Source organism: Pseudomonadota bacterium, assembly GCA_039196715.1.
Taxonomy (GTDB): domain Bacteria; phylum Pseudomonadota; class Gammaproteobacteria; order CALCKW01; family CALCKW01; genus CALCKW01.
On the sequence record JBCCUP010000011.1, the window covers coordinates 14,581 to 39,983 of the forward strand.

20 protein-coding genes are annotated in these 25,403 nt (G+C 67.2%); 10 read left to right on the forward strand and 10 right to left on the reverse strand.

Going from position 1 to position 25,403, the window contains the following annotated elements; translation table 11 throughout:
* Nucleotides 1–19: 19 nt before the first annotated feature.
* From AAGA11_06180 to AAGA11_06190, 3 genes are all read right to left on the reverse strand, one after another.
* Nucleotides 20–1,150: an ABC transporter substrate-binding protein gene (locus tag AAGA11_06180; GenBank protein MEM9602429.1), complete on the reverse strand. Its 1,131-nt coding sequence runs from the start codon at nt 1,148–1,150 to the stop codon at nt 20–22.
* A 268-nt stretch (nt 1,151–1,418) separates the two neighbouring features.
* The gene (locus AAGA11_06185; GenBank protein MEM9602430.1) at nt 1,419–2,798 is read right to left on the reverse strand and encodes an FAD-binding oxidoreductase; all 1,380 of its coding nucleotides are present in this window, start codon (nt 2,796–2,798) and stop codon (nt 1,419–1,421) included.
* A gap of 24 nt (nt 2,799–2,822) precedes the next feature.
* Nucleotides 2,823–4,457, reverse strand: coding sequence for a GMC family oxidoreductase N-terminal domain-containing protein (locus AAGA11_06190; GenBank protein ID MEM9602431.1), 1,635 nt, complete (start codon nt 4,455–4,457; stop codon nt 2,823–2,825).
* A 298-nt stretch (nt 4,458–4,755) separates the two neighbouring features.
* Here AAGA11_06190 and AAGA11_06195 point away from each other — a divergent pair, with 298 nt between their 5' ends.
* Entirely contained in the window at nt 4,756–5,853 is a 1,098-nt protein-coding gene (locus AAGA11_06195; protein ID MEM9602432.1) for a mandelate racemase/muconate lactonizing enzyme family protein, read from the forward strand.
* Here AAGA11_06195 and AAGA11_06200 read toward each other — a convergent pair.
* The 3 genes from AAGA11_06200 to AAGA11_06210 form a co-directional block, all read right to left on the reverse strand.
* Nucleotides 5,844–8,867 carry an aminotransferase class III-fold pyridoxal phosphate-dependent enzyme gene (locus AAGA11_06200; GenBank protein MEM9602433.1) on the reverse strand — a complete coding sequence of 1,008 codons (3,024 nt, stop codon included), beginning with the start codon at nt 8,865–8,867 and terminating at the stop codon, nt 5,844–5,846. The genes AAGA11_06195 and AAGA11_06200 overlap by 10 nt on opposite strands.
* Before the next feature lie 105 nt (nt 8,868–8,972).
* The gene (locus tag AAGA11_06205; GenBank protein ID MEM9602434.1) at nt 8,973–11,009 is read right to left on the reverse strand and encodes an EAL domain-containing protein; all 2,037 of its coding nucleotides are present in this window, start codon (nt 11,007–11,009) and stop codon (nt 8,973–8,975) included.
* A 28-nt stretch (nt 11,010–11,037) separates the two neighbouring features.
* Complete coding sequence (locus AAGA11_06210) at nt 11,038–11,685, reverse strand: glutathione S-transferase family protein (GenBank protein MEM9602435.1); 648 nt, start codon at nt 11,683–11,685, stop codon at nt 11,038–11,040.
* A gap of 475 nt (nt 11,686–12,160) precedes the next feature.
* Between AAGA11_06210 and AAGA11_06215 the strand changes: the two genes are divergently transcribed.
* Nucleotides 12,161–13,084: a methyltransferase gene (locus AAGA11_06215; GenBank protein ID MEM9602436.1), complete on the forward strand. Its 924-nt coding sequence runs from the start codon at nt 12,161–12,163 to the stop codon at nt 13,082–13,084.
* 2 nt (nt 13,085–13,086) lie between these two features.
* A complete protein-coding gene (locus AAGA11_06220) occupies nt 13,087–14,253 on the forward strand; it encodes a hypothetical protein (protein ID MEM9602437.1) in 1,167 nt (388 codons plus the stop codon).
* A gap of 38 nt (nt 14,254–14,291) precedes the next feature.
* Here the strand turns inward: AAGA11_06220 and AAGA11_06225 are convergent, their stop codons facing one another.
* The gene (locus AAGA11_06225) at nt 14,292–15,197 is read right to left on the reverse strand and encodes an MBL fold metallo-hydrolase (GenBank protein ID MEM9602438.1); all 906 of its coding nucleotides are present in this window, start codon (nt 15,195–15,197) and stop codon (nt 14,292–14,294) included.
* Between the two features lie 93 nt (nt 15,198–15,290).
* Between AAGA11_06225 and AAGA11_06230 the strand changes: the two genes are divergently transcribed.
* Nucleotides 15,291–16,229, forward strand: a complete 939-nt coding sequence (locus AAGA11_06230; GenBank protein MEM9602439.1) for a LysR family transcriptional regulator — start codon at nt 15,291–15,293, stop codon at nt 16,227–16,229.
* Here the strand turns inward: AAGA11_06230 and AAGA11_06235 are convergent.
* Both AAGA11_06235 and folE2 read right to left on the reverse strand, forming a co-directional pair.
* Complete coding sequence (locus tag AAGA11_06235) at nt 16,208–17,326, reverse strand: mandelate racemase/muconate lactonizing enzyme family protein (protein ID MEM9602440.1); 1,119 nt, start codon at nt 17,324–17,326, stop codon at nt 16,208–16,210. The genes AAGA11_06230 and AAGA11_06235 overlap by 22 nt on opposite strands.
* Nucleotides 17,327–17,418: 92 nt before the next feature.
* Nucleotides 17,419–18,345, reverse strand: coding sequence for a GTP cyclohydrolase FolE2 (gene folE2, locus AAGA11_06240; protein MEM9602441.1), 927 nt, complete (start codon nt 18,343–18,345; stop codon nt 17,419–17,421).
* A 316-nt stretch (nt 18,346–18,661) separates the two neighbouring features.
* Between folE2 and AAGA11_06245 the strand changes: the two genes are divergently transcribed.
* From AAGA11_06245 to AAGA11_06270, 6 genes are all read left to right on the forward strand, one after another.
* On the forward strand, nt 18,662–19,072 hold the full coding sequence (locus AAGA11_06245; protein MEM9602442.1) for a transcriptional repressor: 411 nt from the start codon (nt 18,662–18,664) through the stop codon (nt 19,070–19,072).
* Nucleotides 19,073–19,199: 127 nt separating this feature from the next.
* A complete protein-coding gene (aztA, locus tag AAGA11_06250) occupies nt 19,200–19,943 on the forward strand; it encodes a zinc ABC transporter ATP-binding protein AztA (protein ID MEM9602443.1) in 744 nt (247 codons plus the stop codon).
* Entirely contained in the window at nt 19,943–20,809 is an 867-nt protein-coding gene (locus AAGA11_06255) for a metal ABC transporter permease (GenBank protein MEM9602444.1), read from the forward strand. The genes aztA and AAGA11_06255 overlap by 1 nt, the downstream gene beginning before the upstream one ends.
* 104 nt (nt 20,810–20,913) lie before the next feature.
* On the forward strand, nt 20,914–21,966 hold the full coding sequence (locus tag AAGA11_06260; protein ID MEM9602445.1) for a zinc ABC transporter substrate-binding protein: 1,053 nt from the start codon (nt 20,914–20,916) through the stop codon (nt 21,964–21,966).
* A gap of 104 nt (nt 21,967–22,070) precedes the next feature.
* Nucleotides 22,071–22,769 (forward strand): DUF1007 family protein, encoded by a 699-nt coding sequence (locus AAGA11_06265; protein MEM9602446.1) that lies wholly within the window; start codon nt 22,071–22,073, stop codon nt 22,767–22,769.
* Nucleotides 22,757–23,746, forward strand: coding sequence for a hypothetical protein (locus AAGA11_06270; protein MEM9602447.1), 990 nt, complete (start codon nt 22,757–22,759; stop codon nt 23,744–23,746). Before AAGA11_06265 ends, AAGA11_06270 begins: the two co-directional genes overlap by 13 nt.
* Nucleotides 23,747–23,789: 43 nt before the next feature.
* Here AAGA11_06270 and AAGA11_06275 read toward each other — a convergent pair whose 3' ends face one another.
* The gene (locus AAGA11_06275) at nt 23,790–25,403 is read right to left on the reverse strand and encodes a GMC family oxidoreductase N-terminal domain-containing protein (GenBank protein ID MEM9602448.1); all 1,614 of its coding nucleotides are present in this window, start codon (nt 25,401–25,403) and stop codon (nt 23,790–23,792) included.

Genomic DNA, 25,403 nt, shown 5'->3' on the forward strand with positions numbered 1-25,403 from the left:
CCCGGGTGTGCGTGGGGCCTTACATCGCGCAGTCGGCGGCGTAGGCGTCGGAGTGGTTCTCGAGGGCGGTGCTGATGATCTTGTTGGTGAAGACGTCGCCTTCCTTGATCACTTCGCGCGCGTAGATCGACTGCACCGGGTGGTGGTTCGGGCCGAAGGCGAAGTCGCCGCGGGTGCTCTCGAAGTTGGCAGCACGCAGCGCCTCACGGAACGCGTCGCTGTCGCCCGGTGCCGCCGCGTCGAGTGCCGAGAGCAGCAGGTTGGCGGTGTCGAAACCCTGGCTCGCGTAGAGCGACGGCAGGCGGCCGTACTCGGCCTGGAAGGTCTCGACGAAGGCTGCGTTGGTCGGGTTGTCGATGTCCTTGTTCCACTGCGAGGTGTTCACCACGCCCATGGCCGCATCGCCTACGGCTTGCAAAATGCCCTGGTCGAAGCTGAACGCGGGGCCGACCACCGGGATCTCGATGCCGCTGTCGGCGTACTGCTTGAGGAAGGAGATGCCCATGCCGCCCGGCAGGAAGAAGAACACGCTGTCGGCGCCGCTTGCACGGATCTGCGCGATCTCGGCCGCGTAGTCGGTCTGGCCGAGCTTGGTGAACACTTCGCCGGCGAGATCACCCTCGAAGAAGCGCTTGTAGCCGGTCAGCGCGTCTGCGCCCGCCGGGTAGTTCGGCGCCATGATGAAGCTGTTTTTGTAACCTGCGGTGTTGGCGTAGGCGCCGGCCGCTTCGTGCAGGTTGTCGTTCTGCCAGGCGACGTTGAAGTAGTTGGCGTGGCATCCCTTGCCGGCGAGTGCCGACGGGCCGGCGTTCGGTGAGAGGTAGAACACGCCCTGGCGCACCGCCGAAGGCACCACAGCCATCGCGAGGTTTGACCAGATGATGCCAGTCATCACGTCGACACGCTCGGACTGGATCATCTTGTCGGAGAGCTGGACGGCGATGTCGGGCTTGCGTTGATCGTCCTCGATGACGACCTCGACGTCGTCACGGCCGGATTGCGCGATCGCGAGCATGAAGCCGTCGCGCACGTCGATGCCAAGGCCGGCGCCGCCGCCCGAGAGCGTGGTGATCATACCCACCTTGACCTGCGCCACCGCGCCGGTCGCGATGAGGGCCGCCGCCGCGGCGGTGAGAAGTTGTTTTTTCATGGGTATCTCCTTTTTGGTTTTCGAAAAGCGTTGCCGATGGCCGAGGCCCGGTCAGACCGCCGTGGCGTCGGCGGCCCGCTCGGCCGCCCGTTGGGCCTTCAGTTTAAACCGCTGGACTTTGCCTGTGGTTGTCTTGGTCCGACCGGCGCCGAACTCGGCGCACCGCAGACACGCGTGCGGTGCGGTCGCCGAGGCCAGGTGTGTCTGAAGTGAATCATCCGGCGCCGCGACAGGGTCACGGGGCGCGTCGCCGGGCGAGCGGCTGGCGTCAGTCGGCGTCAGGCAGGCGGATGCTCTGTGGAAAACGGAACACGTTGTCCGGGTCCCAGCGGGCCTTGACGCGCTGCAGGCGCGGGTAGTTGTCGCCGTAGTAGGCGGCGGGCCAGTCGGTGAGCAGCGGGTCCTGCTGGTTGACGTCGCCGCCGGAGAGCGCGTCGCCGAGCGCGGCCTTGAGCCGCTCGGCCCAGGCGATGTTCGTCGCGTCGTCTTTTTGACTGTCCCAGGTCGCCTTGATTTCACAGCGCGCGCAGACGTGTCGCCAGGGGAAGGCGGTGGCGGTGGGTGGCACGCGGGCGATGGCACCGCCCGCGTACTCGAGCGCGATTTGCGTGGCAGTGCTGGGGGCGGTGGCGATGTGCTCTACCAGGGTGTCGAAAAAGGCGTCGTCCGGCGGTTCGGCCACGTTGCCGAAGGCGATGTAGGTCGATTTGCCGGCGCTGGTGGTGGACGACCCGTAGGTGTCGATGAAGTCGTAGAAGCCCGTCGGCGCCAGACGGTTGATCTTGGGTGCGAGCGCGATCATGGGCTGCATCACGGCGAGGCCTTCGGTGTGCGGGCTGTGGCAGTAGGCGAGCAGGATCAGCTGGGTCGGCGACAACACGATCGCGGCGTCGAGCGTGTCAGGCATGTCGAGCACCCAGCTACGGTAGGCGTGCAGCACGCGCGCTGCGTCGGCGATGTCCCAGACGAGCACGCCGCCCAGCGCGTCGGGCACCGCGGGAAAGACGTTTGACGTGAAGGCGGTGGCGACGCCGAGGTTGCCACCGCCGCCACCACGCAGCGCCCAGAAAAGCGCGGCGCGGTCCGGGTCGGTCTCGTCCGGGCCGAGGGTCAGCAGCTCGCCGTCGGCGGTCACGAACTCGACGGCGAGCAGGTTGTCGACGGCGAGGCCGTGGCTGCGCGAGAGGAAGGAGAAGCCGCCGCCCAGCGTGAAGCCGGACACGCCGACTGCGGTCGATCCGCCGCCGATCGGCACCAGCCCCGAGTCGCGCAGGGCGCCGTACACGTCGCCCCAGAGCAGCCCGCTCCCGACCATCAGCGTGCGGGCCTCGGCGTCGAGCGCCAACTGGCGGAGGCGTTTCAAGTGCACCACGATACCGCCGTCGTTCAGGCACCACCCCACCGCGTTGTGGCCGCCGTTTCGCAAGGTGAAATGTACGCCGTACTGCCGGCACACAGCCAGCACCCGCTGCACGTCCGCCGCCGTTTCGGGGTAGATCACCGCGGCCGGGTGGTAGGCGATGCGGCCGTTGTCGATCGCGACCGTCTCGGCGTAGTCGGCCGAGCCGGGCAGCGCGATCTGGTTGGGGTGGAGGTCTTGTGCCAGCGCGTCCAGCGCGGCGTCAACGGGGGTTTGGCCGTCGGCCATCGGGTCGTCCTTGTGGTGAGCTGCTCAGTGCGGGTTGATCAGACTGTCCGCGCCCTTCTCGCCGATCATGGTGGTGGCGGCGCAGGTGTTGGAGGAAGTCACGGTCGGCATCACCGAGGCGTCGATCACCCGCAGGCCGTCGAGTCCGTGCACGCGGAGGTCGGTGTCGACCACGGCGAGCGGGTCGCTGGCCGGGCCGAGCTTGCAGGTGCCGACCAGGTGGTAGCCGGTGTTGCCGGTCTCGCGCGCGAACTGCAGCAGGGCCTCGCGCGACTGCACGTCGGCACCCGGGACGTCCTCCTGCTCGACGAGCGGGGCAAAACCGGGTGAGGCGATGATGCGCCGCACGATCTGCATGCCGTCCACCGCCGCCTGTTGGTCGCGCTCGTCGACGAGGTAGTTCGGTTGCACCGTCGGGGTGTCGTGCGGGTCGGCCGACCGGATGCGCACGTGGCCGCGGCTGTGCGGCCGTTGCTGGGTGAAGCCGCAGGTCACGGCGGGGACCGTGTCGAGCTCGTAGACGCGCCCCGGGCGGTAACTGCCGTGGCTGAACACGAATTGCAGGTCCGGCTGGTCGGTGGCGCTGCCCTGGCCCGAGAGCACGGCCTGCGCGTTCAGAAAGGCGTAGGCGATCGACGGGCTCCAGGCCAGAATGCTGGGCCGGCCGGCGAGCCATTTCAGGATCTCCGCGCCAAGCCGCCAGCCGGTGCTCTGCTGGTTGAGCGTCACGTGGTGGGCCTTGAGGCGAATCGCGGCGCGCAGGAAGTAGTGGTCTGAGAAGTTCTCGCCGACGCCCGGCAGGTGGTGCACCACGTCGATGCCGATTCTCTGCAGGTGGGCGCCGTCGCCCACCCCGGAGCGCTGCAGCAGCGCGGCGCTGTTGACCGTGCCGGCGCACACCAGCACGGCCTGCCGCGCGTGCAACTGGCGGCGCTCGCCGCCTTGGCTCACCTGAACCCCGGTGGCGCGCTTGCCGTCGAACAGCAGGCGCTCGGCCAGCGTCTCGCGTTCGATCTGCACCCGGTCTGTCGCGAGCGCGGGCTTCAGAAAACGCGCCGCGACGTTCTCGCGCCGGCCGCGGTGGATGTAGCGCTGGTAGTAGCCGGTGCTGCACTGCACCGCGCCGTTGTAGTCGGTGTGCGCGGGCGCGTTGGCGAGCGCGGCGACCGCGTCGATGAAGGTGTCGCAAAGCGGGTGGCTCTGCTCGGGCCCGCCGGTGCGCAGCGGGCCGCTCGCGCCGCGGTACTGCGAGGCCGGGCCGTCGAAGGTCTCGGACTTCCGGAAATAGGGCAAGACATCCTGATAGGACCAGCCCGGGTTGCCGAGCGACGCCCAGTGGTCGAAATCCGCCGCCTGACCGCGGTTGTAAATCAGGCCGTTGATCGAGGTCGAACCGCCGAGCAGTTTGCCCTGTGGGATGTAGACGCTGCGGCCGGCGGTGTTCGGCCCGGGCTCCGAGCCGAACTGCCACATCAGTTCGGGCTTCTTGAGGTTGTGGACGAAACCCGCCGGCACGTTGACCATCAGGCGGTCGTTGTCGCCGCCCGCCTCGATCACGCAGACGCTGCCGACGTTGGCGTCCGCAAGCCGCGCGGCCACCACCGAGCCGGCGGCGCCGCTGCCGATCACGAGGTAGTCGAACGTGCTTTCCGGGGGCATCGGTGTGGACGGGTGCTGGCCTCGCGCGACTATAGCAGCCCGTTTAAAATCTACTGCGGGTGTCAATTACTGCGTTGCTGTCGCTCCGGCGCACCGGCTGCTCGGACCGAGCCTATCTGCCGGTATGCCGTACCATTGATATGTCTCGGCCTCTGCCGGGGCGCCGGACCGGCTGCTCGCGCCTTGTACTTGACTCCCTCGTTACGATTTTAAACGGGCTGATAGCACCGGGTGCGTGGTGGCCCGGTGTGCGCGGGGCTATTCTTGGATGGTTCCTTGCTCAACCGGGTTGCCCGCCATGCGCATCACGCAGGCCAGTGTGTTCAGGCAGTTCCAGCCCTTCGCTGCCGGGCCCTACGTGTGCCGCGGCCACACCGAGGACGGCTTTGATTCCACGCTTGTCAAAATCGAGACCGACACTGGTTTGGTCGGCTGGGGCGAAGTGGCGCCGCTTGGGCTGTTCTATTCGGACGCGTTCGCCGGCGGGGCGCGGTCCGGGCTCGCCGAACTGTTGCCGCGGTTGATCGGCGAGGACCCGCGCCAGCTCGCCCGGCTCAACGCGCGTATGGACGACCTGCTGGCCGGCCACCCCTACGTCAAGACGCCGGTCGACATGGCCTGCTGGGACCTCCTCGGCAAGGTCAGCGGGCTGCCGGTCGCAGAGCTCACCGGCGGGCGCTTTGGCGACACGGTGCCGCTCTACCGCTCGGTCTCGCAGGCCGAGCCCGACGCCATGGCCGCGCAGGCGCGGGCCTTTGTGCAGGCCGGGTACCGGCGCATCCAGGTGAAGGTGGGCGACGACCCGCTCGATGACGCGGAGCGGGTACACGCGGTGCGCGCCGCCGTCGGCGCCGACGTGTTGCTGCTCGCCGACGCCAACGCCGCCTGGACGGCCGACGATGCGCTGCGCTTCGTGCAGAAGCTCGGCGGCCTCGACTACTACCTCGAACAGCCTTGCCGCAGCCTGGCCGACAACGCCGCGGTGCGCCGGCACACACGCCAGCCGATGATCCTCGACGAGTCGATCACGTCGCTCGACGACCTGCTCGCAGCCCACCAGCTCGGCGTGCCGAACGGCATCACGCTGAAACTGGCGCGTGTCGGCGGGCTGTCGGCGGCGCGGCTCATCCGCGACGTCGCGGTGCGCCTCGGGCTGCGGGTGTGCATCGAGGACACCGGTGGCAGCGACGTTGACACCGCCGCGACTGCCCACCTGATGCTCTCGACGCCGGGGGCCAACCGCTTCCACACGGTGGACTTCATGAACTGGGTGACGGTGTCGAACGCGACCGGCATGCCGCCGGCGCACGACGGCCACCTTGCCGCGCCACGTGGGCCGGGGCTCGGCTTGCACGTGCTCGAAGACGTTCTCGAACCGCTTGCGGTTTACGCGTAGCGCGCCGCCTCACCCAGCACGCTGTCCAGCACCGTCAGCAGCATGTCGGCGTCGTCGGCCTCGAAGGTGAGCGGCGGGCGGATCTTCAGGATGTTGCCGTGCGGCCCCTCGCTGCCGATCAGGATGCGGTGGTCGCGCAGGCGGTTCTTCACGTAGGTGCAGAGCGCGGTGGCTTCGCTGCCGTCGGCGTTGGCGAGGTCGACGCCGATGAAGAGGCCGAGGCCCCGCACATCGCTGATGGCGACGTGTTGCCCTTGCAGTTCCTCAAGGCCTGCCAGCAGGTGCGCCCCCACCCGCTCGGCGTTGGCCTGCAGGCCTTCCTCGTCGACGATGTCGAGCACGGCTTTGCCGAGGCGGCAGGACAGCGTCGAGCCGCCGAAGGTCGAGAAGAATTCGATGCCGTTGTCGAAGGCCTCGGCGATGGCGCGGGTGGTCACGACCGCACCGATCGGGTGGCCGTTGCCGAGCGGTTTGCCGAGCACCACGATGTCGGGGGTGGCGCCCTGCTGCTCGAACCCGAAGTAGTCCGCGCCGAGCCGGCCGAGCCCGGTCTGCACTTCGTCGGCGATGCACACCCCGCCCGCCGCACGGACCCTTTCGTACACCGCTGCGAGGTAACCCGGCGGCGGGATGATCTGGCCACCGACCGAAGGGAAGGTCTCGGCGATGAAACCCGCCAGGCCGTGCGCGCTGTCGCGCAGCCGCGCGATGGCGGGGTCGACGAGCTCGGCGAAGCGCTGCGCCCGGTTGGGGTCGTCGCGCGTGAAGCGGCCGCGGTGGTCGTCGGCAACGTCAACCAGCTCGACCCAGTCGGCCTGGCCGACGCCGTTCGGCTTGTTGAACTTGTAGGCGGAGATGTCGATCGCGCCGGTGGTGTTGCCGTGGTAGCCGTGATCGGGTGTGACCATGCCGCGGGCGCCGGTCGCGGCACGCGCGAGGCGCAGCGCGAGTTCGTTGGCCTCGCTCCCCGAGTTGACGAAGAAGCAGACCTCGAAGCGCTCCGGCAGTTTGGCGAGCAGCGTGTCGGCAAAGGCGTTTTGCGCCGGGTGCAGATAGCGCGTGTTGGTGTTGACGCGCTTCAGCTGGTCGGCGGCGATCGCCTGCAGGCGGGGGTGTGCGTGGCCGACGTGCGGCACGTTGTTGTAGGCGTCGAGGTACGGGCGGCCCCACGCGTCGAAGAGGTGGTGGCGCCAGCCGCGCACCAGCATGAGCGGGTCGCGGTAGCTCAGGCGCAGGTTGCCGGCATAGTGGGCCCGGCGTGTGGCCAGCACGTCTGCGGTGTCGGTCGGTTGGAAACGGACACGGTCGTCCGGCAGGTTCAGCAGCGCCGCCGGGTTCGGGCAGACGGCGCGCCAGAAGGCCATGTCGTCCGGGTCGCCGACACCGGGCCAGTCGGCCTCGATGCCCTCGGTGGTCATCGCGAGTTGGAAGTGCACGTGTGGCGCCCAGCCGCCGTTCTGGCTCGGGCCGCCGAGGCGGCAGAAGGCCTCGCCTTCTGCAACCGTGTCACCTGGCGTGATTCGCTCGAGAAATTCGGGGTCGAGGTGGCCGTAGAGCGTGTAGAAGGGGTCGCCGCCCGGCGTGCGGTGCGCGAGGATGATCGTGCCACCGTAGTCGAGGTGGCCGCCGCGGTACTCGGCGACGAACACCGTGCCGGCGAGCGGGGCGTGCAATGGCCGGCCTGCCGGGGCGAAAGCGTCCACCGCGAGGTGCACAGTGCGGCGGTTGCTCGCCTTCCAGGGGCCGTTCCGGAACGCGGTGTCGGTGTAGATCAGGCGCGGCTCGTGGTAGTAGCCGAGCCAGGTGCGACCGGCGTTGTCGAACTCGGCGCCGATGCGGGCGGCTTCGGCGATCGGCAGGTCAAACGGGTTCTGTGGGCAGGTAGCGTCTTCGACCGAGAGCGGGCCGAGCGGTGCATTCGAGAGGTCTTCGCCCATCAGCGGCGCGAACTGCCCGCGCCGGCTGTCTAGCCACGCGCACACGCGGTCGGCGCCGTCGACCACGGGCAGGCCACACGCGGCGCGCAGGCGGGCCGCGAGCAGGCCGGCGTGCACCCGGGGGCCTTCGAGGAAACGCCAGGCCGGCGCCTGCGACACCGTGATGTACGGGTCGTCGGGGTCGGCCGCGGCCATCAGCGTGGAGTTGACCACACTGACCGCGAGCCGCATGCGCAGCAGCGGCCAGAGCAGGTCGAGCTCGGCGGCGTGCAGCGGGTAGGCGCGGTGGTAGCCCGCGACCAGCGCTTCGAGGGCCCGCTCGGGCGCCGGGTGGTCGAGCACGGTGTAGGCCGCAGCGATCGCGAGGTCGCAGATGCGGGGCGTGCGGCAGAGGTCGCCGAGGTCGATCAGGCCCGAGACGGTGAGCGGCGTGTTCAGGCCGCCGTCGACCAGCAGGTTGTGGTCGTTGGCGTCGTTGTGCGCCGCTTGCCTCGGCAGCGCGGCCAGCGCGGGCTGCACGGCGGCGAACGCGGCGCAGACGCCGTCGATCAGCGTGCGCCGCGCGGGGTCGGTGATGCAAGCGAGCTCGGCCTCGATCCAACGGCCCTGCACCAGGTCCCATTTGAACACGCGGTCGAGGCCGGCGTGCTCGAAGCCCGCGAGTGCGCGCGCCGCGCCACCGAGCACCTCGCCAACCGCGTCGATCACGGCCGGGGTTTTCGGGGCTGCGTCGGCGTAGACGTGGCCGGGCAGACGACTCAATAGCCACACCAGCCGGTCAGTGCCGTCCGCGTCCGGCACCGTTTCCAGCGTCTCGCCTACCCGCGACGGGATGACCCGGGGGCAGGGCACGGTCGGCGCCCGCTCGGCGATGTGGGTGAGCGCCCGCACTTGCATATCAACCAGCGTCGCGTCGCAGCCGGCGCGCATCACCTTCATCACGTAGCCCGAGCCGTCAGCAGTCTCCGCGAGCAGGTTCAGGTCGTACTCGCCGTCGAGTGGGGTCAGCGTGGCGTCGAGGCCCCAGTGGGTCTGGAGCGCGTTGCGCCAGTGGGCGTCAAGGGCGGTCGAAGGCATGGGCAGGCAGTGGGTGAGCGGTGGCAGAAGACTATGGTCGGGCACACGGGCGCGCGGCACAAGGTGTATGCCCGCTTCGCGTGGGTGTGCCGTGCAGGCAGCAGCTCAGGCGCAGCGCTGGCTCGGCAGGCGACTCAGCAGGGCGCAGAAGCTCTCGAAGGGCACAGGCTTCGAGAAAAGAAAACCCTGGTACTCGTGGCAGGCGTAGCCGCGCAGTGCGGCGAGTTGCTCTTCGGTCTCCACGCCCTCGGCGACGACGTCGAGCTTGAAGAGCGTCGCCATCGAGACGATCAGCTCGATGATCGGTTGCGCGGTCTCGAGTGACTGGATGAACGAGCGGTCGATCTTCAGACAGCGCAGCGGGTAGCGGTGGAGGTAGGCGAGGTTGGAGTAGCCGGTGCCGAAATCGTCGATGGCGATGCGAAAGCCGTGGTCGACCAGCGCGTTCAGCTTGGCGATGGTGTCCGTGTCGTGGCCGAGCAGCACCGACTCGGTGATCTCGAGTTCGATGCGGTCGATGTCACCGCCCTCGGCCGCGACGATCGCGAGCAGGTCGGCGACCAACGTGTCCTCGCCGAACTGCAACGGTGAGAGGTTGACCGACACGCGCAGGTCGTGGCCCTGCGCGGCCCACGCACGTTGGGCGCGCACGGAATGCCGGAACACGACCTTGCCCAGTTGGCCGATCAGCCCCGAGGCTTCGCAGACCGGAATGAACACGTCCGGGGGCACCAGCCCACGGGCCGGATGTTGCCAGCGCACCAGGGCTTCGGCGCCGCTTATCGTGTTGCTCTGCACATTCACACGCGGTTGGAAGTGCGTGACGAGCTGGTCGTCGGCGAGCGCGGTCTTGAGTTCGCTCTCGAGCGTCAGGCGCGATTCGATCGCGACGCTCAGTTCCTGGGTGAAAAAGGAGTAGTCGTTTCGGCCGTTTTCCTTCGCGTGGTACATCGCGAGGTCGGCGTGGCGAAGCAGCGCGTTGATGTTGCGGCCGTGCTGCGGAAAGAGGCTGACGCCGATAGACGGTGTGACGCTGACCTTGCGCTGGTGTAGCGCGATCGGTTGCGCGGTGATGGCGCGAACACGCTCGATGATCTCGAGCACCGCGCCGGCGCTCTCGATCGGGCCGAGCAGCAGCAGAAACTCGTCGCCGCCGAGCCGTGCAACGGCGTCCGACTTGCGGACGGTCGCTTGCAGGCGCTTCGCCACGACAACCAGCAACTCGTCGCCGGCGTTGTGGCCGAGTGAATCGTTGATGTCCTTGAAGTGGTCCAGATCGATGAAGATGATCGCGCCTTCCTGACCGGTCGCGAGCAGCTGATCGATGCGGTTCTGGAAGGCGACCGAGACGTGGTTGCGGTTGGGCAGTTTGGTCAGCGTGTCGTGCTCGGCGAGGAACTGCGCCCGCTCTTCGGTGGCCTTGAGGCGCGAGACGTCGACTTCGCTGATCAACCAGGCGCGTTCGCCGGATACCGCGTCGAGGCAGCGCCGTGCGTTGATGTCGTGCCAGCTTTGACCTTCATTGGTGTGGACCGGCGCAACGGTGGTGATCTCGTCTTCGTGCGCCTGAGTCAATAACTGCAAGGTCGATCGATCGGCGAAGTGCTCGCCAAGCGTCTCGTTCGCGTGGCTGACTTTGCTGCGTGCGGCGGGGTTGCGGTAGAGCGGCAGTCCCTGGGCCGAGAACAGGGTGATCATCACCGAGGTGTGCAACAGCGCCTCGGCGCTGCGCAAGGCTTCGGCGTCGAGCGCTTCACGCATGTCGACCTCGCAAAACATTGCCATGCGCCCGTCGTCCAGCTCGATGCCGCTGAACACCACATCGACCGTGCGCGGTTCGCCGCCGGGGTAGAGCGTCCACACCTCCTGAAACTGGCTGGTGGTGTCGGCCTCGAAATCCGCCTGGTACTGGCGCAGGCGCGTGGCCACGGTCTCGGTCATGTCCACGCCCATGTCGCGCGACATCAGCTCGCTGAGCGAATCGGCCTGCCAGAGCGGCAGGCAGCTCGTGTTGCCCCAGCAGACGTGCGCCCGGTCGATGTCGAACACCCAGACCGGCCGGCGCAAGCGCTCCATGTCCTTGAGGCGCTTGGCCAGCGTGGGGTAGGGGTCGGTCATCTCGGGCTCGGTGCGCGTGGGCATGGCCGGGTGCGTCGTGTGGCGGTGGCCGTCAGGCTGCGAGGTCGATGTCGTTGCCGTTCAGCAGCACGCCGATGTCGAGGTAGCCCGGCTGCACCGTGACGCGCTCGATCCACGCACTCACGTGCGGGTAGTCCGCGAGCCTGAACCCGCCCTCGTCAGCGAGGTGGGTGTAGCCAAACACGGCGATGTCGGCAACGCTGTAGCCGTAGTCGGTGACGAAGTCGCGGCCGTTGAGGTAGTGGTCGAGCACCGTGAGGGCGGCGTCGCCGCGTTCTTGCCACACCGGCAGCATGTGCTTTTGGTCCTTGCCGAGCTCAGGTGCTATTGCGGTGAAGAAGCGCCGCGGCGAGATGTTCGCTTCGAGCGCGGTCTGCTCGAAGTTCATCCAGCGCACCGCTTGCGCGCGGGTGAGTGCGGTGTCCGGCATGAGCGTGGTGCCTTCGGCGAGATACCAGGCGATGGCGTTGGACTCGCCGAGGCCGGTGCCGTCAGGCAACACCATGAACGGCACCGCGCCGAGCGGGTTGATTGCGAGAAAGGCGGGTTGCTGGGTCTCGCCTGCGAGCACGTCGAGGTACTCGATGTGGCAGTCGATCCCGAGCTGACTCGCGACCAACATGGGTTTGATGCTGTTGCCCGAGCCCTGAGTCAAATACAAGCGTGGTGCAGATGTCATGCGCGGTGTCCTCCTTCCCTGGACGGTGGCGTGTGGGGCGCTCCGTGCCCCACCGTTCTGACGTACACTTTCTGTGCCGTTCGAACACTAATCAAATCAGGCAGATGAACGCGGCACGCACGCACAGACGACTGTGGATGAACACGGCCTCTCAGTCATCGGCACGTAATACAGCCCTGGCTAAACGCCGTGCGAGCGTCCGGTTTTTCTGTGCAATCGTGCGGAGGCCGGCGGTTGTCACGAAAGTGTTGGTTGGCTAGGCTACCGGACGATTGCCCGGCCACACCCGCAGGGCACAGGCTGCCCGCAATCAACAGATCAACAGGAGGCACCAACCCCCTCACACCCTGACCCACTCTGCCGCGCGGGCAGGCGTTCGGTTCACCGACAACGCACCACGGACTGGGCGTCGTCGGGAAGCACACCGACAGAGGCGCTGTCCTTCGCGCACAACAGCTCTATCAAGGATGAGATCATGAGCGACGTAACGGATGACGACACCCGGCCACGGGCCCGTGGGCTGCGCGCGCACGGAAGAACCACTCCCGGCAACCCGATCGCCACACCCACCCTTGCCGAGGTGCCCCCCTCTGCCGGTGCACACGCGACCCCACAGGGTGATCGCTCCCCCTACCTTGTCGACCGCCTCTTGCACGGCACCGACGAAAACCTCTTCAACCACGTGAAGTTTCACCTCGTGAAGCAGCGCATCGCGGCCCTCGGCCTGGCACGGCCGCGCGTGCTCGACATCGGTTGCGGGTTGAAGGTGGCGCAGATGTACCTGACCAAGCTCGGGTTGCGGTTCGACTACCACGGCGTCGACTACGAGACGCGATTCCGGCCGGACGCGGTCGTGGACCTGCTGCAACCGGAGACCATCACGCCGTCCCTGCCGTGGGAGCCGAACGTGGTGCTGATGCTGGACGTGCTCGAGCACATCCACGCCGACAAGGACGTGCTGTTGGATGTGGTGCGCCGGGTGGCGGAGACGGTGCCGGATCACTGCACCTTCGTGTTCACCTTGCCGCAGATGTACCGGCTGGACCGCTTCAAGCTGAGTCACCTCGACTACCCCGAGCACAAGGTGCGCTTCGAGCAGCGCGAGTGGCGTGAGATCCTCTCGCACAGCCTCGCGATCGAGCACACGCAAGGTCTGGGCTACCTGTCCGTGCTCCCCTACCTGCCGATGGCGAGCCGGCACTACACCCCCGACAACCGGCTCGGTCGGCTGTTCCACTACCTGCGGGGCACCGTGTTCGAATGGGGACCGCTGAAGCCTGCGGACCTCTTCCTGTCGAACACCCTTGGGGCGGTGCGTGCGTTGCAGACCTGCTCGAACGACGTGCTGTTCGTGGCGCGCAAGCGCACCGGTGTGGCCAGGCTGGCCGGGCTGCGTTGACCGTGAGCCCGCGACCTCTGCTGCCCGACACACTCGGCGCCACCGCGCGGCGCATCGGCCTCGGGCACTACCCCGGCGTGCGGCAGTTCGTGGTGCAGCACTTGTATCCCGACACCCTGCGGCTGTTGTTGCTGTTGCATGCGCACGTGCCGATCGACTGCGTGATCGGCATCGGCTATTCCGGCAACGCGGGCGTGGTGGACGCACTGCGGCACGCCGGCATCCGCGTGCTGACACCGCGCTACGACGAACTCGAACACACCGTGCAGACGGAGCTGGTTGCCTCACTCGCACGGTGTCGTGCAGCCGGGCACGAGTTGATGCTGCACGAAGTCGGGGGTTACAGCATCCAGGCCTTGCACACGCACGCAACCGAACACCTCGACCGGGTGGTCGGCGCGATCGAGGTGACCAAGCAGGGTGTCTGGGTGGCAGAGGCCTTGCCCAGGCTCCGCATCCCGCAGCTCAACTGCGCCCAGACGCGGCTGAAACAGGTGGAAGGCAAGCTCGTGGGCGAGGCAGTGGTGGCGGCCTTCGACGTCATCGCACGCGACCTCGGACTCGCGCTCACCGGTCGCCAGGCCCGGCTCTCGGGCTACGGCTGGGTGGGCAAAGGCGCGGCCGAGGCGCTCAGGGTGCGTGGTGTGGCGGTCACGGTGCACGACACCGACCCGGTCAAGGCCGTCAACGCCGCAGTCGACGGCTTCCAGGTGCGTTACGCCGAAGCGAGGGTGGCGACGTCGCTCGGCGCGCCCGCGATCGCGCTTGGCACGAGCGGCCAGTGCTCGATCGACCGGGCCGTGCTCGCGACGCTGCCAGACGGCTGCTTTCTCGTCAGCGGGGCGTCGAAGGACCACGAGATCGACCTCGCGGCCCTCGCCGACGCCACCGGTGACACCGCATCCATCCACCCGCACGTGGTCGCGCACACCTTGCACGACGGGCGCACGCTCTACCTCGTCAACGGCGGCTTCCCGGTGAACTTCACCGGCAGCAGTGTGCCGGACGAGATTGTCGAGTTCCTGTTTGCCGAGCTGATCATGTTGGTGCCCGAGCTGCTCGACACACGCCCGCCACCTGGTGTGTACCCCTTGCCGGATGCACTCGAGGCGGTGGTCGCGGATATCTGGCTGACGCAACGCCAGGCCGGTGTGCCGGGCATGGCATAAACGCCGGGGCAATGCCCCCGGCGCTGCACCCGTGTCCGCTACTGGAAGCGGTAGTTGATGAAGTTCAAGAGACCCGTGCCACCGTAGCTCGGGTAAGCCTCGGTCATCGCGGCAATCGCGGTCGCTGCGTCGGCGCTGTCGGCGATGGTCTGCTGCTGCAGCGTGAGGTAGGCGATGGCGTCGTCGACCACGCCCGGTGCCGCGGGCAGGCCGTGGCCGGCGCCGATCACCTTCAGGCCCTCGGTGCCACCGAGCTCGCGCAAGGCCGCCACCCAGTTGTCGGCGTTGGCCGGCAGCGGGAAGGCGTGCACGTTGGCGTAGAGGAGGTCCTGTGCGATCACGAGGCCGGCTTCCGGCACATGGAAGGTCAACGTGTGCGCGGCCTCGGCGTCTGCGATCTCGTTGATCGTCACCGCGACACCGTCCCAGTCGGTGTCGCCCAGTGCAAGGCCGCCGTCGGGCAGCACGAGCTCGGTGGTGTCACCCATCTGCTCCTTGCGGCCCGCGTACATGCCCGTGCTTTCCTCGACGTCGGCGCGGACGTTGTCCGAGGTCAGGAAGGGCACGTCGGCGAACTGCGAGGCGCCGAGCACGTGGTCCGGGTGGGCGTGCGACAGATAGACGCCCGCGATCGGCTTGCCGAGGCTGTCGGCGTAGGCACGTGCTTCGGCGGCAAAGGCCGGCATGAACTGGGCGTCAACCAGGTGCAACGCGCTGTCGGTCTCGACGATGTGGGTATTGACGTGAGCCGAAGCGGCCGGGGCAGTGTAGCTGTGCAGCGTCACCGGGCCGAGCTTGTGGATCGTAAGCATGCCCTGCATCGGTGTTGTCGCGTGGCTTGCGGCGCGCGCGACGTGACCGGTGGTGGCGAACGTGGCGCTGATCACGCCGGCGCCGGCGGCCAGTTTGATCAGCTCGCGGCGGTTGAGTGTCGGGTGTGCCATGCGGCGGTCCTCAGGAGTGTGGGAGGTCAACCCACGCTACACGAGGGTTTGCGCGGGTTTAACCGGCTTACTCGAATGGGTAATATTCACGCCATGAATATCAACAGCATCGACCTGAACCTCTTGCGCGTCTTCCACACCCTCGCGCAGGAGCGCAGCGTGACCCGCACAGCGGCGCGGCTGGACCTCAGCCAGCCTGCTGTCAGCAACGCGCTCAAGCGGTTGCGACGCGAGCTTGGCGACGAGCTTTTCGTGCGCGGGCAGGGCGGCATGGTGCCGACGCCGCGCGGGGACGCCTTGGCGGGCTCGGTCGCCGACGTGCTTGAGCGGCTCGACGCCGCGCTCGCCGGAGGCCCGGACGTCGACCCGGCGCGCGTCACCGAGCCAATCACCCTCTCCTGTTCAGATGCGGAGATCCAGCTTCACGGTGGGCCGATCCTGCGCGCACTCGATCGCGCCGGATGCCGGGCCCCGGTGCAGTTTCTGCCGTTGAACACCGGCTACCGCGCTGACGTGCTCTGGCGTAACCGCTTGTCGCTGACCTTGAGCACGATGTTGTATGCGCCAGACGGCCTGAAGCAACGCAAGGCCTACGATGAACACCTGGTCTGCCTGCTCAGGGCGGACCACCCCGCAGCGGCGTCAATGGATTTCGAGGCCTACCTCGCGGCCGAACACCTGTTGATCGCGCCGCTCGGTGGCGCGCCCGTTGGCTACCTCGACACCTGGTTGGGCAAGCAGGGCCTCGTGCGCACGATCCGGCTGGTCAGCCACAGTTTCGGCGCGGCGCACACGCTGGTGCGCGACACCGGCCTGGTGGCGACGCTGCCGAGTCGCCAGGCAGCCTTCAAGCCCTTCGGTGATGCGCTCTGTGCGGTGCCGTTGCCGCTCGACGCACCGCCGTTCAGCGTGCACCTGTTCTGGTCGGAACGCTTCGACAAGGACCCGCTCAACAAGTGGCTGCGCGACATCGTGCACACCAGCCTGTGTGAGAGTGCAGGGGTGCCGATTCAGACGGCTGAATCGGTGTAAATGGCGACCGGATCGCCGAAGCAACCGGACTCGAGCCGGAGGCCGAGTCCCGGTCCGCCACGCGGGACCGTGACGCAGCCACCGTCGAGTCGTGGTCCGTGCTCGGGGTCGTAGTGGGTCTGGTGGTAGGGATATGCAAGCCAGGCCCCGCGGCTGAATTGCGGCGTGAGCGTGGCACCGAGCGCAACGCCTGCGGCCGCGATGATGTCGCCGCCCCAGGCGTCGTCCGAACTCATCGGCACGCGCGCGGCGCGGCAGAGGTCGCGCACGGCGAGCATCGGCGTGAGACCGCCGAGCCGCGAGAGTTTCAGGCCGAACCCGTCGGCCGTGCCGCTGGCGATCAGCCGGGCGATGGTCGCGAGGTCGGTTGCGTTCTCGTCGACGATCAGCGGGTGCCGGAGCTGTGTTTTGATATGACGCAGCTCGGCCTCGGTCGCGCAGGGCTGCTCGAACGCGAGTCGGAGGTCGGCGCAGGCCTGTGACACTTGCAGGGCTTCCCCGGTGCTCCAGCCGCGGTTGGTGTCGACGGCGAGGTCGGTGTCGGGCCGAAGCGTCGCCGCGACCGCGCGAATCGAGGCGATGTCCTGGTCGATCGACCGCCCGCCGGCCTTGAGCTGCAGGCGCCGCAGCCCGGCGTCCTGCAAGGCGGCCGCCTCGGCTGCGGCCACGTCGGCGTCGGCGATGGCCACCACGTGGTAGGTGCTGACCCGGTCGCTGAGCGCGCCGCCGAGCAGGTCGATCACGTGGCGGTCGAACAGCTTGCCGGCGAGGTCCCAGCAGGCGATGTCGATCGCGGCCTTGCCCTCGGTGTGGCCGTCCAGCGCGGCGTTGAGGGCGGCGTTGACGCGGGTGTGTTGCACCGGGTCGAGGCCGAGCACGGCGGGTGCGAGCAGTTCGAGCGAGGCGAGCACACCGGCGCTGTGTGCCGGTTGGTAGTGGGGGCTCGCGAGGCACACCTCGCCGTGGCCGTGGTGGCCGCTCGAATCGATCAGCTCGACAACCGTCGACTGCGGCACGGTGACAGCCGAACTCGACATCGTGTACAGCCGCTTGGCGGGCAGCTCGGCGGTGTAGACGCGGATCTCGGTGATGGCCACGTTGCAGGCACGTGTTGGAGCGTGGCGGGATTATCGCCGAATTCGTCCGGTACCGTGTTGTGTCTCACAGTGACGCGGTTGCGTTTTCAGGATCACAGCAAGGCTGTGCCGCCGGCCTTGCGGTCGATGACCACGGCGTTGTGGGCGTGCAGGCTCTCCTGGTGCTCCACCTTGAACGCGTAGTCGATCAACTCCGGCATCCGTTCGAAGCGCGCTTTCAGTCGCCGTGCCGCGTCTTCACAGAACATCAGGTTTTCGCCGTTCAGCCGGGCAAATTCCTGCTCGTCCTGGCGCTTCACTGCGGTTTGCACCGCGGTGACGAGCGTCTGCTCGACGTGCCTCACCAAAGCGCTGAGGTCGGGCCAATGTGAATCGGTGAACGCGAGTCGGAGGTAGGCGTAGGAACGCTGGCTGTGCGGTGTCGCGACCGACCCGGCGGCCGACTGCGCCCAGGCCAGCAGGTCGGCCTTGTCGACCGAGTCGCCTGGGAACCGCTCGTCGATCGCGGTGGCGTAGAGTTGCCGGGTCAGGGCGGCGGAGCACGGGCAGGTGCTCGAGTAGGGCACGGTGAGCTCGAAGGTGTAGCGCGTGTGCTCGGGGTTTTTTTCTGCGCGGATCACGACGGGGTAGGCTTGAAAGCCGTGCTCGTCGCTCAACAGGGCCGGCTTTCGCAGGCACAGTTCGAAAGACAAGCTGAGTTTGGCGGTGTGGCCACTGCCGCTTTGCGAGGTGATGGCCGCATCCAACAGGCCGTCCAGGGTCGTTTTTGTACACGCTGTGTCGGCCAGGCCCGTGACCAGTCGGTACAGCCGGGACATGTGAATGCCTTTGGCGTTCGGGTCGTCCAAACCGACGTACACGTCGGCTTTCGCGGGGGTGGCGGCGTCCGCGCTGGCGGCATCCGCGCTCGATGGCAAGTGCAACGGCACCGCAATGCCCTCCATGCCGACCCACTGCAGGGCCAGTGGCGTTTCGGCGTCGGTGTCAGCAACCACGTCGGGAAGCGTGGGTGAAACCATCAGACGTCTCCAAACAGGTGAATCTGGCGCATGTGCGGTGTCGCGGGGGTGCGTGTTATCGCGCCGGCTCGTGCGCGTCAAGGGTGGTCAAGGGGGCACAGCACACTGTGCCGCGTGCGTCACCTGTGCGCCGAAGTGTCAGCAGGTGTACCAGCATCGCGACACGGGTGTGTCGTGGAGCTGTCCGCCAGCACACCACCGGATGCAACGTACGTGTCGGCCCGCCGGCTCCTGGCGGGGTGCACGCAAAAACCGGTACCAAGGCAGGCGCCACGGGGTGTTATACTATAACACTTGATGGCGGCGCGAGAGTGTCATGAGCACCCCCTCGACCCTGAAAAACAAAATGCACCTGCGCGTGCTGACGTTACTGCGTCGGAGTCGCGTTCCGATGTCGGCGTACGACATCCTGGCGAAGCTGCAAATCGACAACCCCAAGGTTGCGCCGCCGACCGTGTACCGGGCACTCAAAGCGTTGATCGAGGGCGGCCAGGCGCACAAGGTGGAATCCAAGAAGGCCTACATCGCCTGCCGCTGTGATGCGCACGACCAGCCCGCAATCATGGCCATTTGCAACGACTGCGGTGTTGTGGAGGAACGTGTGGCCCCGGAGCTGATGGATACCTTGAGTACGCTTTCAGAGCAGTCCGGGTTCGAGCCGAGCCGAACCGTGATCGAGATCGAAGGCTTGTGCGGTTCCTGCAGCGAGGCGAACGACGCCCCGTGACACCCTCCTGGCACACTGATGTGAAACTCATCACCCTGGGCGCAGTGCCGCGCCTGTTGGCAGCGGGTTGCGTGATTGCACTGCTCTGGGCCGGTTTTTTCTGGGCGACGTCCGCTCCGGGGGGACTGTGAGCCACGCTATCGCCTTCGACAACCTGACGCTGGGCTACGGCCAGCAGCCCGCCGTGATGAACCTCGACGCGCGCATCGCCGAGGGCAGCCTGACCGCCGTGGTCGGCCCCAACGGCGCCGGCAAATCCACACTTCTCAAAGGCATTATCGGCGCGCTGGCGCCGTTGACAGGCAAGGTGCGGCTCCCGTCGGTGGCGCGCCAGGAGGTGGCCTACCTGCCGCAACAGTCCGAGCTCGATCGCAGCTTTCCGATGTCGGTGGTTGACCTGGTCGCCATGGGACTGTGGCACGACATCGGTGCTTTCGGCGGCCTGCGGCGGGCCCACCGCGCGCGGGTTGACGAAGCGATCGCGACAGTTGGCCTGACGGGGCTGGAAAGCCGCGCGATCGGGTCGCTGTCCGGTGGGCAGCTTCAGCGTGCCCTGTTTGCCCGGTTGCTCTTGCAGGACGCGCGGCTGGTGTTGCTCGACGAACCGTTTACAGCGGTGGACTCGCGCACCGCCGCCGACCTGATCGACGTGGTGCGCACCTGGCACGGCGAGGGGCGCACCGTGCTCGCGGTGCTGCACGATGACACCACGGTGCGTGACCACTTTCCCGACACCTTCATGCTCGCGCGTGAACTGGTTGCCCACGGGCCGACCGCACAGGTGCTCAACGCCGGCAACCTGTTCAAGGCGCGGCAGATGTGCGAGGCCTGTGAAGGGCCGCCACACACCTGCGGACGGGAGCTCAGCTGATGTGGGAGCTGCTGATCGCGCCGTTTGTCGATTTCGGGTTCATGCGCCGGGCGCTGTTCGGCTGCCTTGCGATTTCACTCGGGGCGACGCCCGTCGGTGTGTTCCTGCTGTTGCGTCGCATGAGCCTCACAGGCGATGCCATGGCGCACGCGATCTTGCCGGGTGCCGCGCTGGGCTACCTGGTGTCGGGTTTGTCGTTGGGTGCGATGACCGTCGGCGGATTGATTGCGGGGTTGACCGTCGCGCTGTTGTCGGGCGTGGTCTCTCGGCTGACCATCCTGCGTGAGGACGCGAGCCTCGCGGCCTTCTATCTGATTTCGCTCGCGCTCGGCGTGTTGATCGTGTCAACCCAAGGCAGCAACGTCGACCTGATGCACGTGCTGTTCGGCACGGTGCTCGCGCTCGACGATGCGGCGCTGACCTTGCTCTGCACCATCACCAGCTTGTCGTTGCTTGTCTTGGCTGTGCTCTATCGCGTACTGGTGCTCGAATGTGCCGACCCCCAGTTTCTGCGCTCCGTGAGCGGGCTGAGTGCGCTCACGCACATCGGCTTCCTCATGCTTGTCGTGATGAATCTGGTGTCGGGCTTCCATGCGCTCGGCACCTTGATGGCCGTTGGCATCATGATCCTGCCGGCGGCCGCGGCCAGCCTCTGGGTTGCCAACATCGGCAGTTTGATTGCCGTGGCGGTTTCGACTGCCGCGGTGTCGAGTGCCGCCGGCTTGTTGCTGTCCTTCCACTACAGCCTGCCGTCCGGGCCCGCGATCATCCTCGTGGCGGGCGGCGCGTATGTGGTGTCCCTGATTTTTGGGTCCGTGGGCGGATTGGTCCCGCGTGCCCGTGTCTCCCACCTTGCCGAAAATTGAAGAGAATTGAGATGTAGACTTTTCGCAAAACAGCCAGCGCGCTGGCCGTCGCTACGCTGGCAGCCGCATTGCCGCTCGCTGCCGTCGCCCAAGACAAGATCCCCGTGGTGACGTCGTTCACGATCCTCGAAGACATGGTGGCCAACATCGGTGGCGAGCACGTTGATGTGACCACGCTCGTCGGTCGCAACGGCGATGCGCACGTGTACCAGCCGACACCGGCCGCGGCACGTGCGGTCAAGGAAGCCGAGGTCATGGTGGTCAACGGCCTGGCCTTCGAGGGCTGGTTGGATCGTCTCTCCGAAGCGGCGGGGTTTGAAGGCACGCTCGTGGTCGCGACCGACGGCATCGAACCGATCGGCTTCGAAGACGCGCACGGTGATCACCATGATGATCATCACGGCGAGGATGAGCATCACGACGAGCACGATGAGCATCACGGCGAGGACAAGCACCACGACGAGCACGATGAGCATCACGGCGAGGACAAGCACCACGACGAGCACGATGAGCATCACGACGAGGACAAGCACCACGACGAGCACGATGAGCATCACGGCGAGGACAAGCACCACGACGAACACGATGAACACCATGATGGGCACGACGACCACCACGGGCATGACCACGGCGAATTCGACCCGCACGCCTGGTTGAGCCCGACGCTCGCGGTCACGTACGTCGACAACATCACCGCGGCACTGGCCAAGGCGGCACCGGAGCACGCCGGCGACTTCTACCAGAACCGCGCGAACTACGTGGCCGAGCTCGACGCGGTCAAGGCAGAGATGACGGCGCTGTTGGCCGATCTGCCTGAAGACCGACGCACTGTCGTTACCTCACACGACGCGTTTGGTTACTTCGGTCGGGATTTCGACTTGAACTTCCTTGCGCCGCAGGGGTATAGCACGGAGAGCGAAGCGTCGGCGAAAGACGTGGCCGAGCTCATTGAACACATGCGTGAAGACGGCGTCAAAGCGGTGTTCATGGAGAACATCACCGACAGCCGTTTGCTCGAGCAAATAGCCAACGAAACCGGCGCGACCATTGGTGGTACCTTGTACCCGGGTGCGCTGTCCGAGGAGGGCGGTCCGGCGGCGACGTACCTCGAGCTGCTGCGGCACAACGCGGCCACGGTGGCATCCGCGTTGAAATGACGGGAAGCCTGGCATAGCACGTGCACATACGGTCTGTCGTCAACTATAAACACAGCGTGCCGCTACTGCGGGTATGACATGACTGGTGGACTTCTGTGAGTTCGATGACAGCCGTATTTGAGCGATGCCGCGGCCCCCGACGGGCCGTGCGGGCTGCGGTGTTCGCGGTCCTGGCACTGGGTTTCGGTGCCTCCACCGCGCACGCGCACCCGCACGCCTTCGTCGACGGTGGGGTCGACTTCGTGATCGGCTCCAACGGTGACCGCGCCACACTCGACGCCTTGCATGTGACGTGGTTGCTCGACGAGTTCGAAACGCTGTACATGTTGTCAGCCGCGAAAGTGGGCTTGAACAACCAGGGCACCCTCGACCCTGAAGACAACGCGACCTTCGAAGCGCAGATGCGCACGTGGCTCGGCAACTTTGCCGGTTCGGCACACGCGACCACCGGGGGCCGGAAACTGGCCCTTGAGGCACCGACCGCAGTCGACGTCGCGATTGTCGAAGGCCGGTTGAAAATCACCTTTGACCGCCCCCTCGTCGAGCCGGTTGCCGTGGATGGCCAACGGATCGATGTGGCGTTCTACGAGGCCTCGTATTTCTACGCCCATTCGGTGACCCAACCCTCCGTGGTGCGCGGCGAGTCGACGCCGTGCTCAACGCGGATGATTCCCTTCAACCCCGACGCCCATGCCTCGGCCATCCAGGCCCGGTTGCAGCGTCTCGCGCGTGAAGAAGAGCCCGAGAACACCAACGTGGGTGCCTTGTTTGCCGACAGGATCGTGCTGCAATGCGCGGTCTGATCTCCGTTGGATTGATTGTCGTCGCGGCAATTGCGTTTTTCTGGGCGCTCGACATGAACGCCTTCGCGGTCTGGGCTGCGGAGCAGCAGCGCACGTTCCAGAACGCCATGGCCGCTGGGGTGCGTGGCTTGCGCACCGGGCAGCCCGGTGCGTGGTTTGCCTTGCTGTCAGCCGCGGGGGCCTACGGCTTCGTGCACGCGGTGGGACCTGGCCACGGCAAGTACGTGATCGGTGGCGTCGGGCTCGGCTCGTCGGTGTCGGCGTCGCGGCTCGCCGGCATTGCGCTCGCGTCGAGCCTCGGCCAATCGATCTGGGCCATCATTATCGTCTACGGCAGCTTTTCCGTGCTGACCTTCTCGGCACACCAGCTGACCGCATTCGCTGAAGACATCCTCGCGCCGGTGAGTTACCTGGCCGTGGGCCTGGTGGGGTTGCTGTTGGCCTGGCGCGGTGTGCGCAAGGTGTGGCCGGCGTTGAAGCCAAAGCCGGCGGCCGGTGGGTGCGCTTCCAGCCACTCGCACCACTCGGATCACGCTCATCACTCAGATCACGCACATCATTCGGATCACGCACACCACTCGGATCACGTACACCCGTCGGATCAGTCGTGTGGTTGCGGCCACAAACATGCCCCCACACCGGACGAGGTTGCGCAGCTCACCTCCTGGCGGGATACGCTCATGCTCGTCGGCAGCGTTGCCATTCGGCCTTGCACCGGGGCCATTTTCCTGTTGATCATCACCTGGCAGATGGACATCAAATTCGCAGGCGTCGTGGCGGCCATTGTCATGGGCCTCGGTACTGCTGGGCTGACTACGATGGTGGCCGTGTCCAGCGTCGCAGCGCGGGGCCTCGCTGTGGCCTCGGCAAACGGTCTCGGTGCGGTGGTAACGGCAGTTTCTGCGTTACAAGCGGTGTCCGGTGTGATGATCATGTGGATCAGCTTTCTGCTGTTCGGTGCGGCCGTTCGCGCTTGACACCCCGGCGGCTGCCCCATTGCGGCACGCTCCCGCGCGCGCCTTAGCCCGCATCTTCCAGAATCAGGTCCGCGCCCCGGTGCGCAAGCATCATCGTCGGGGCGTTGGTGTTGGCCGACGTGATGTTTGGGAACACCGAGGCGTCGACTACCCGCAATCCGCTGACACCGTGCACTGCCAGCTGTGGGCTGACCACCGAGGTAGCTGCACTCGCGCCCATGCGACAGGTGCCGACGGGGTGAAACACCGTGGTTGCGCGGGCGCGGAAGTCGTCGAGGATGGCGGCGTCGTCCATCGCGCGTAGGTCCACGCCGAGCGGCTGCTCGATGAGCTGCGACAGCGCGGCTGTCGACATCAACTGCTGACACAGCCGGCCGCCGGCGACCACGGTCTCGAGGTCGGCGTTGGTGTCGAGCGAGTTCGGGCTGATGTGGGGTGGGGCGTCCGGGTCGGCGGCGCTGATGTCGATGCGCCCGCGGCTGGTCGGACGCGACGGGTTGAAGCCGATGATGAAGCCCGGGAAGGGGTCGGGCTCGATCACCGTGCGCGTGCCCTTGGGTGTGGTGGTGTAGGTGACCGGGTTGAAATACAACTGCAGGTCCGGCACTAGCAGCTTGGGTGAGGAGCGGAAGTAGCCACCGCACTGGTTGACCGACAGCGACAATGGCCCGCGGCGCGTCAACGCGTACTCGAGGCCCGCGCGCAGCTTGCCGGTCAGCGGCCTCAACACGTTGTTTAAGGTGGGCTCGGTGGCGCGGAAGAAATAGTCGATGCCGATGTGATCCTGCAGGTGACCGCCGACGTGCGGATTGTCGAGCACCGGTGTGATGCCATGCGCGTGCAGCAGGTCCCGCGGCCCGAGCCCGGAGCGTTGCAGGATGCGCGGTGACGTGACCGACCCGGTTGCGAGGATGATCTCGCGGCGCGCGTGGAAGCTGCGCTCCTGGCCGCCCATGCGGGCTGTCAGTGCGGTGGCCCGTTCGTCTTCGATGTGCACCCGGTCGACTGTCACGCCGGTCATCAGTGTGAGGTTCGGTCGCGTCAGCGCGGGTGCGAGGTGCGCCCGGGCGGAGTGCATGCGGCGTCCGTCTGCGGTGTTGATCCGGTAGGCGGTGGCGCCCTCGTTGTTCTCGCCGTTGAGGTCGTCGGTGGTTGGCAGCCCGAGTTCGCGCGCGGCGGCGAAATAGTGGCGGTTGGCCGGGTGGATGCGGTTGGAGACATCCTGCACGTGGATGGGGCCCGAGCCGTGCCGCGTGCCGTCGGCGTCGACGCGGGTTTCGAGGGCGTCGAAGGTGGCTGCGACGGTCGCCCAGTCCCAGCCGGCGGCGCCGGCCGTGACCCAGTCGGCGTAGTCGTTCGGCAGGCCGCGCGCGTAGACCATGGCGTTGATCGCACCGGAGCCGCCCACGCACTTGCCGCGCGGCCAGTACATGCGGCGGTCACCGAGGCCGGGGTCAGGCTCGGCGCGGTACTGCCAATTGACCTTGGGGTCGTAGTAAGTCTTGCCGTAGCCGACTGGCAGCGCAATCCACGGCGAGCGGCCGCGGCCACCGGCCTCGAGCAGCAGCACGCGGTGGCGACCCGAGGCACTCAGGCGGTCGGCCAGCACGCAGCCGGCCGAGCCGGCGCCGGCGATGATGTAGTCGTAGTCCGTCAC

Excerpts from the sequence above, each read along its gene's own strand:
- AAGA11_06180 (MEM9602429.1), bottom strand. The coding sequence starts at position 1,150 with ATGAAAAAACAACTTCTCACCGCCGCGGCGGCGGCCCTCATCGCGACC.
- AAGA11_06185 (MEM9602430.1), bottom strand. The coding sequence starts at position 2,798 with ATGGCCGACGGCCAAACCCCCGTTGACGCCGCGCTGGACGCGCTGGCA.
- AAGA11_06190 (MEM9602431.1), bottom strand. The coding sequence starts at position 4,457 with ATGCCCCCGGAAAGCACGTTCGACTACCTCGTGATCGGCAGCGGCGCC.
- AAGA11_06195 (MEM9602432.1), top strand. The coding sequence starts at position 4,756 with ATGCGCATCACGCAGGCCAGTGTGTTCAGGCAGTTCCAGCCCTTCGCT.
- AAGA11_06200 (MEM9602433.1), bottom strand. The coding sequence starts at position 8,867 with ATGCCTTCGACCGCCCTTGACGCCCACTGGCGCAACGCGCTCCAGACC.
- AAGA11_06205 (MEM9602434.1), bottom strand. The coding sequence starts at position 11,009 with ATGCCCACGCGCACCGAGCCCGAGATGACCGACCCCTACCCCACGCTG.
- AAGA11_06210 (MEM9602435.1), bottom strand. The coding sequence starts at position 11,685 with ATGACATCTGCACCACGCTTGTATTTGACTCAGGGCTCGGGCAACAGC.
- AAGA11_06215 (MEM9602436.1), top strand. The coding sequence starts at position 12,161 with ATGAGCGACGTAACGGATGACGACACCCGGCCACGGGCCCGTGGGCTG.
- AAGA11_06225 (MEM9602438.1), bottom strand. The coding sequence starts at position 15,197 with ATGGCACACCCGACACTCAACCGCCGCGAGCTGATCAAACTGGCCGCC.
- AAGA11_06230 (MEM9602439.1), top strand. The coding sequence starts at position 15,291 with ATGAATATCAACAGCATCGACCTGAACCTCTTGCGCGTCTTCCACACC.
- folE2 (MEM9602441.1), bottom strand. The coding sequence starts at position 18,345 with ATGGTTTCACCCACGCTTCCCGACGTGGTTGCTGACACCGACGCCGAA.
- AAGA11_06245 (MEM9602442.1), top strand. The coding sequence starts at position 18,662 with ATGAGCACCCCCTCGACCCTGAAAAACAAAATGCACCTGCGCGTGCTG.
- AAGA11_06255 (MEM9602444.1), top strand. The coding sequence starts at position 19,943 with ATGTGGGAGCTGCTGATCGCGCCGTTTGTCGATTTCGGGTTCATGCGC.
- AAGA11_06265 (MEM9602446.1), top strand. The coding sequence starts at position 22,071 with ATGACAGCCGTATTTGAGCGATGCCGCGGCCCCCGACGGGCCGTGCGG.
- AAGA11_06270 (MEM9602447.1), top strand. The coding sequence starts at position 22,757 with ATGCGCGGTCTGATCTCCGTTGGATTGATTGTCGTCGCGGCAATTGCG.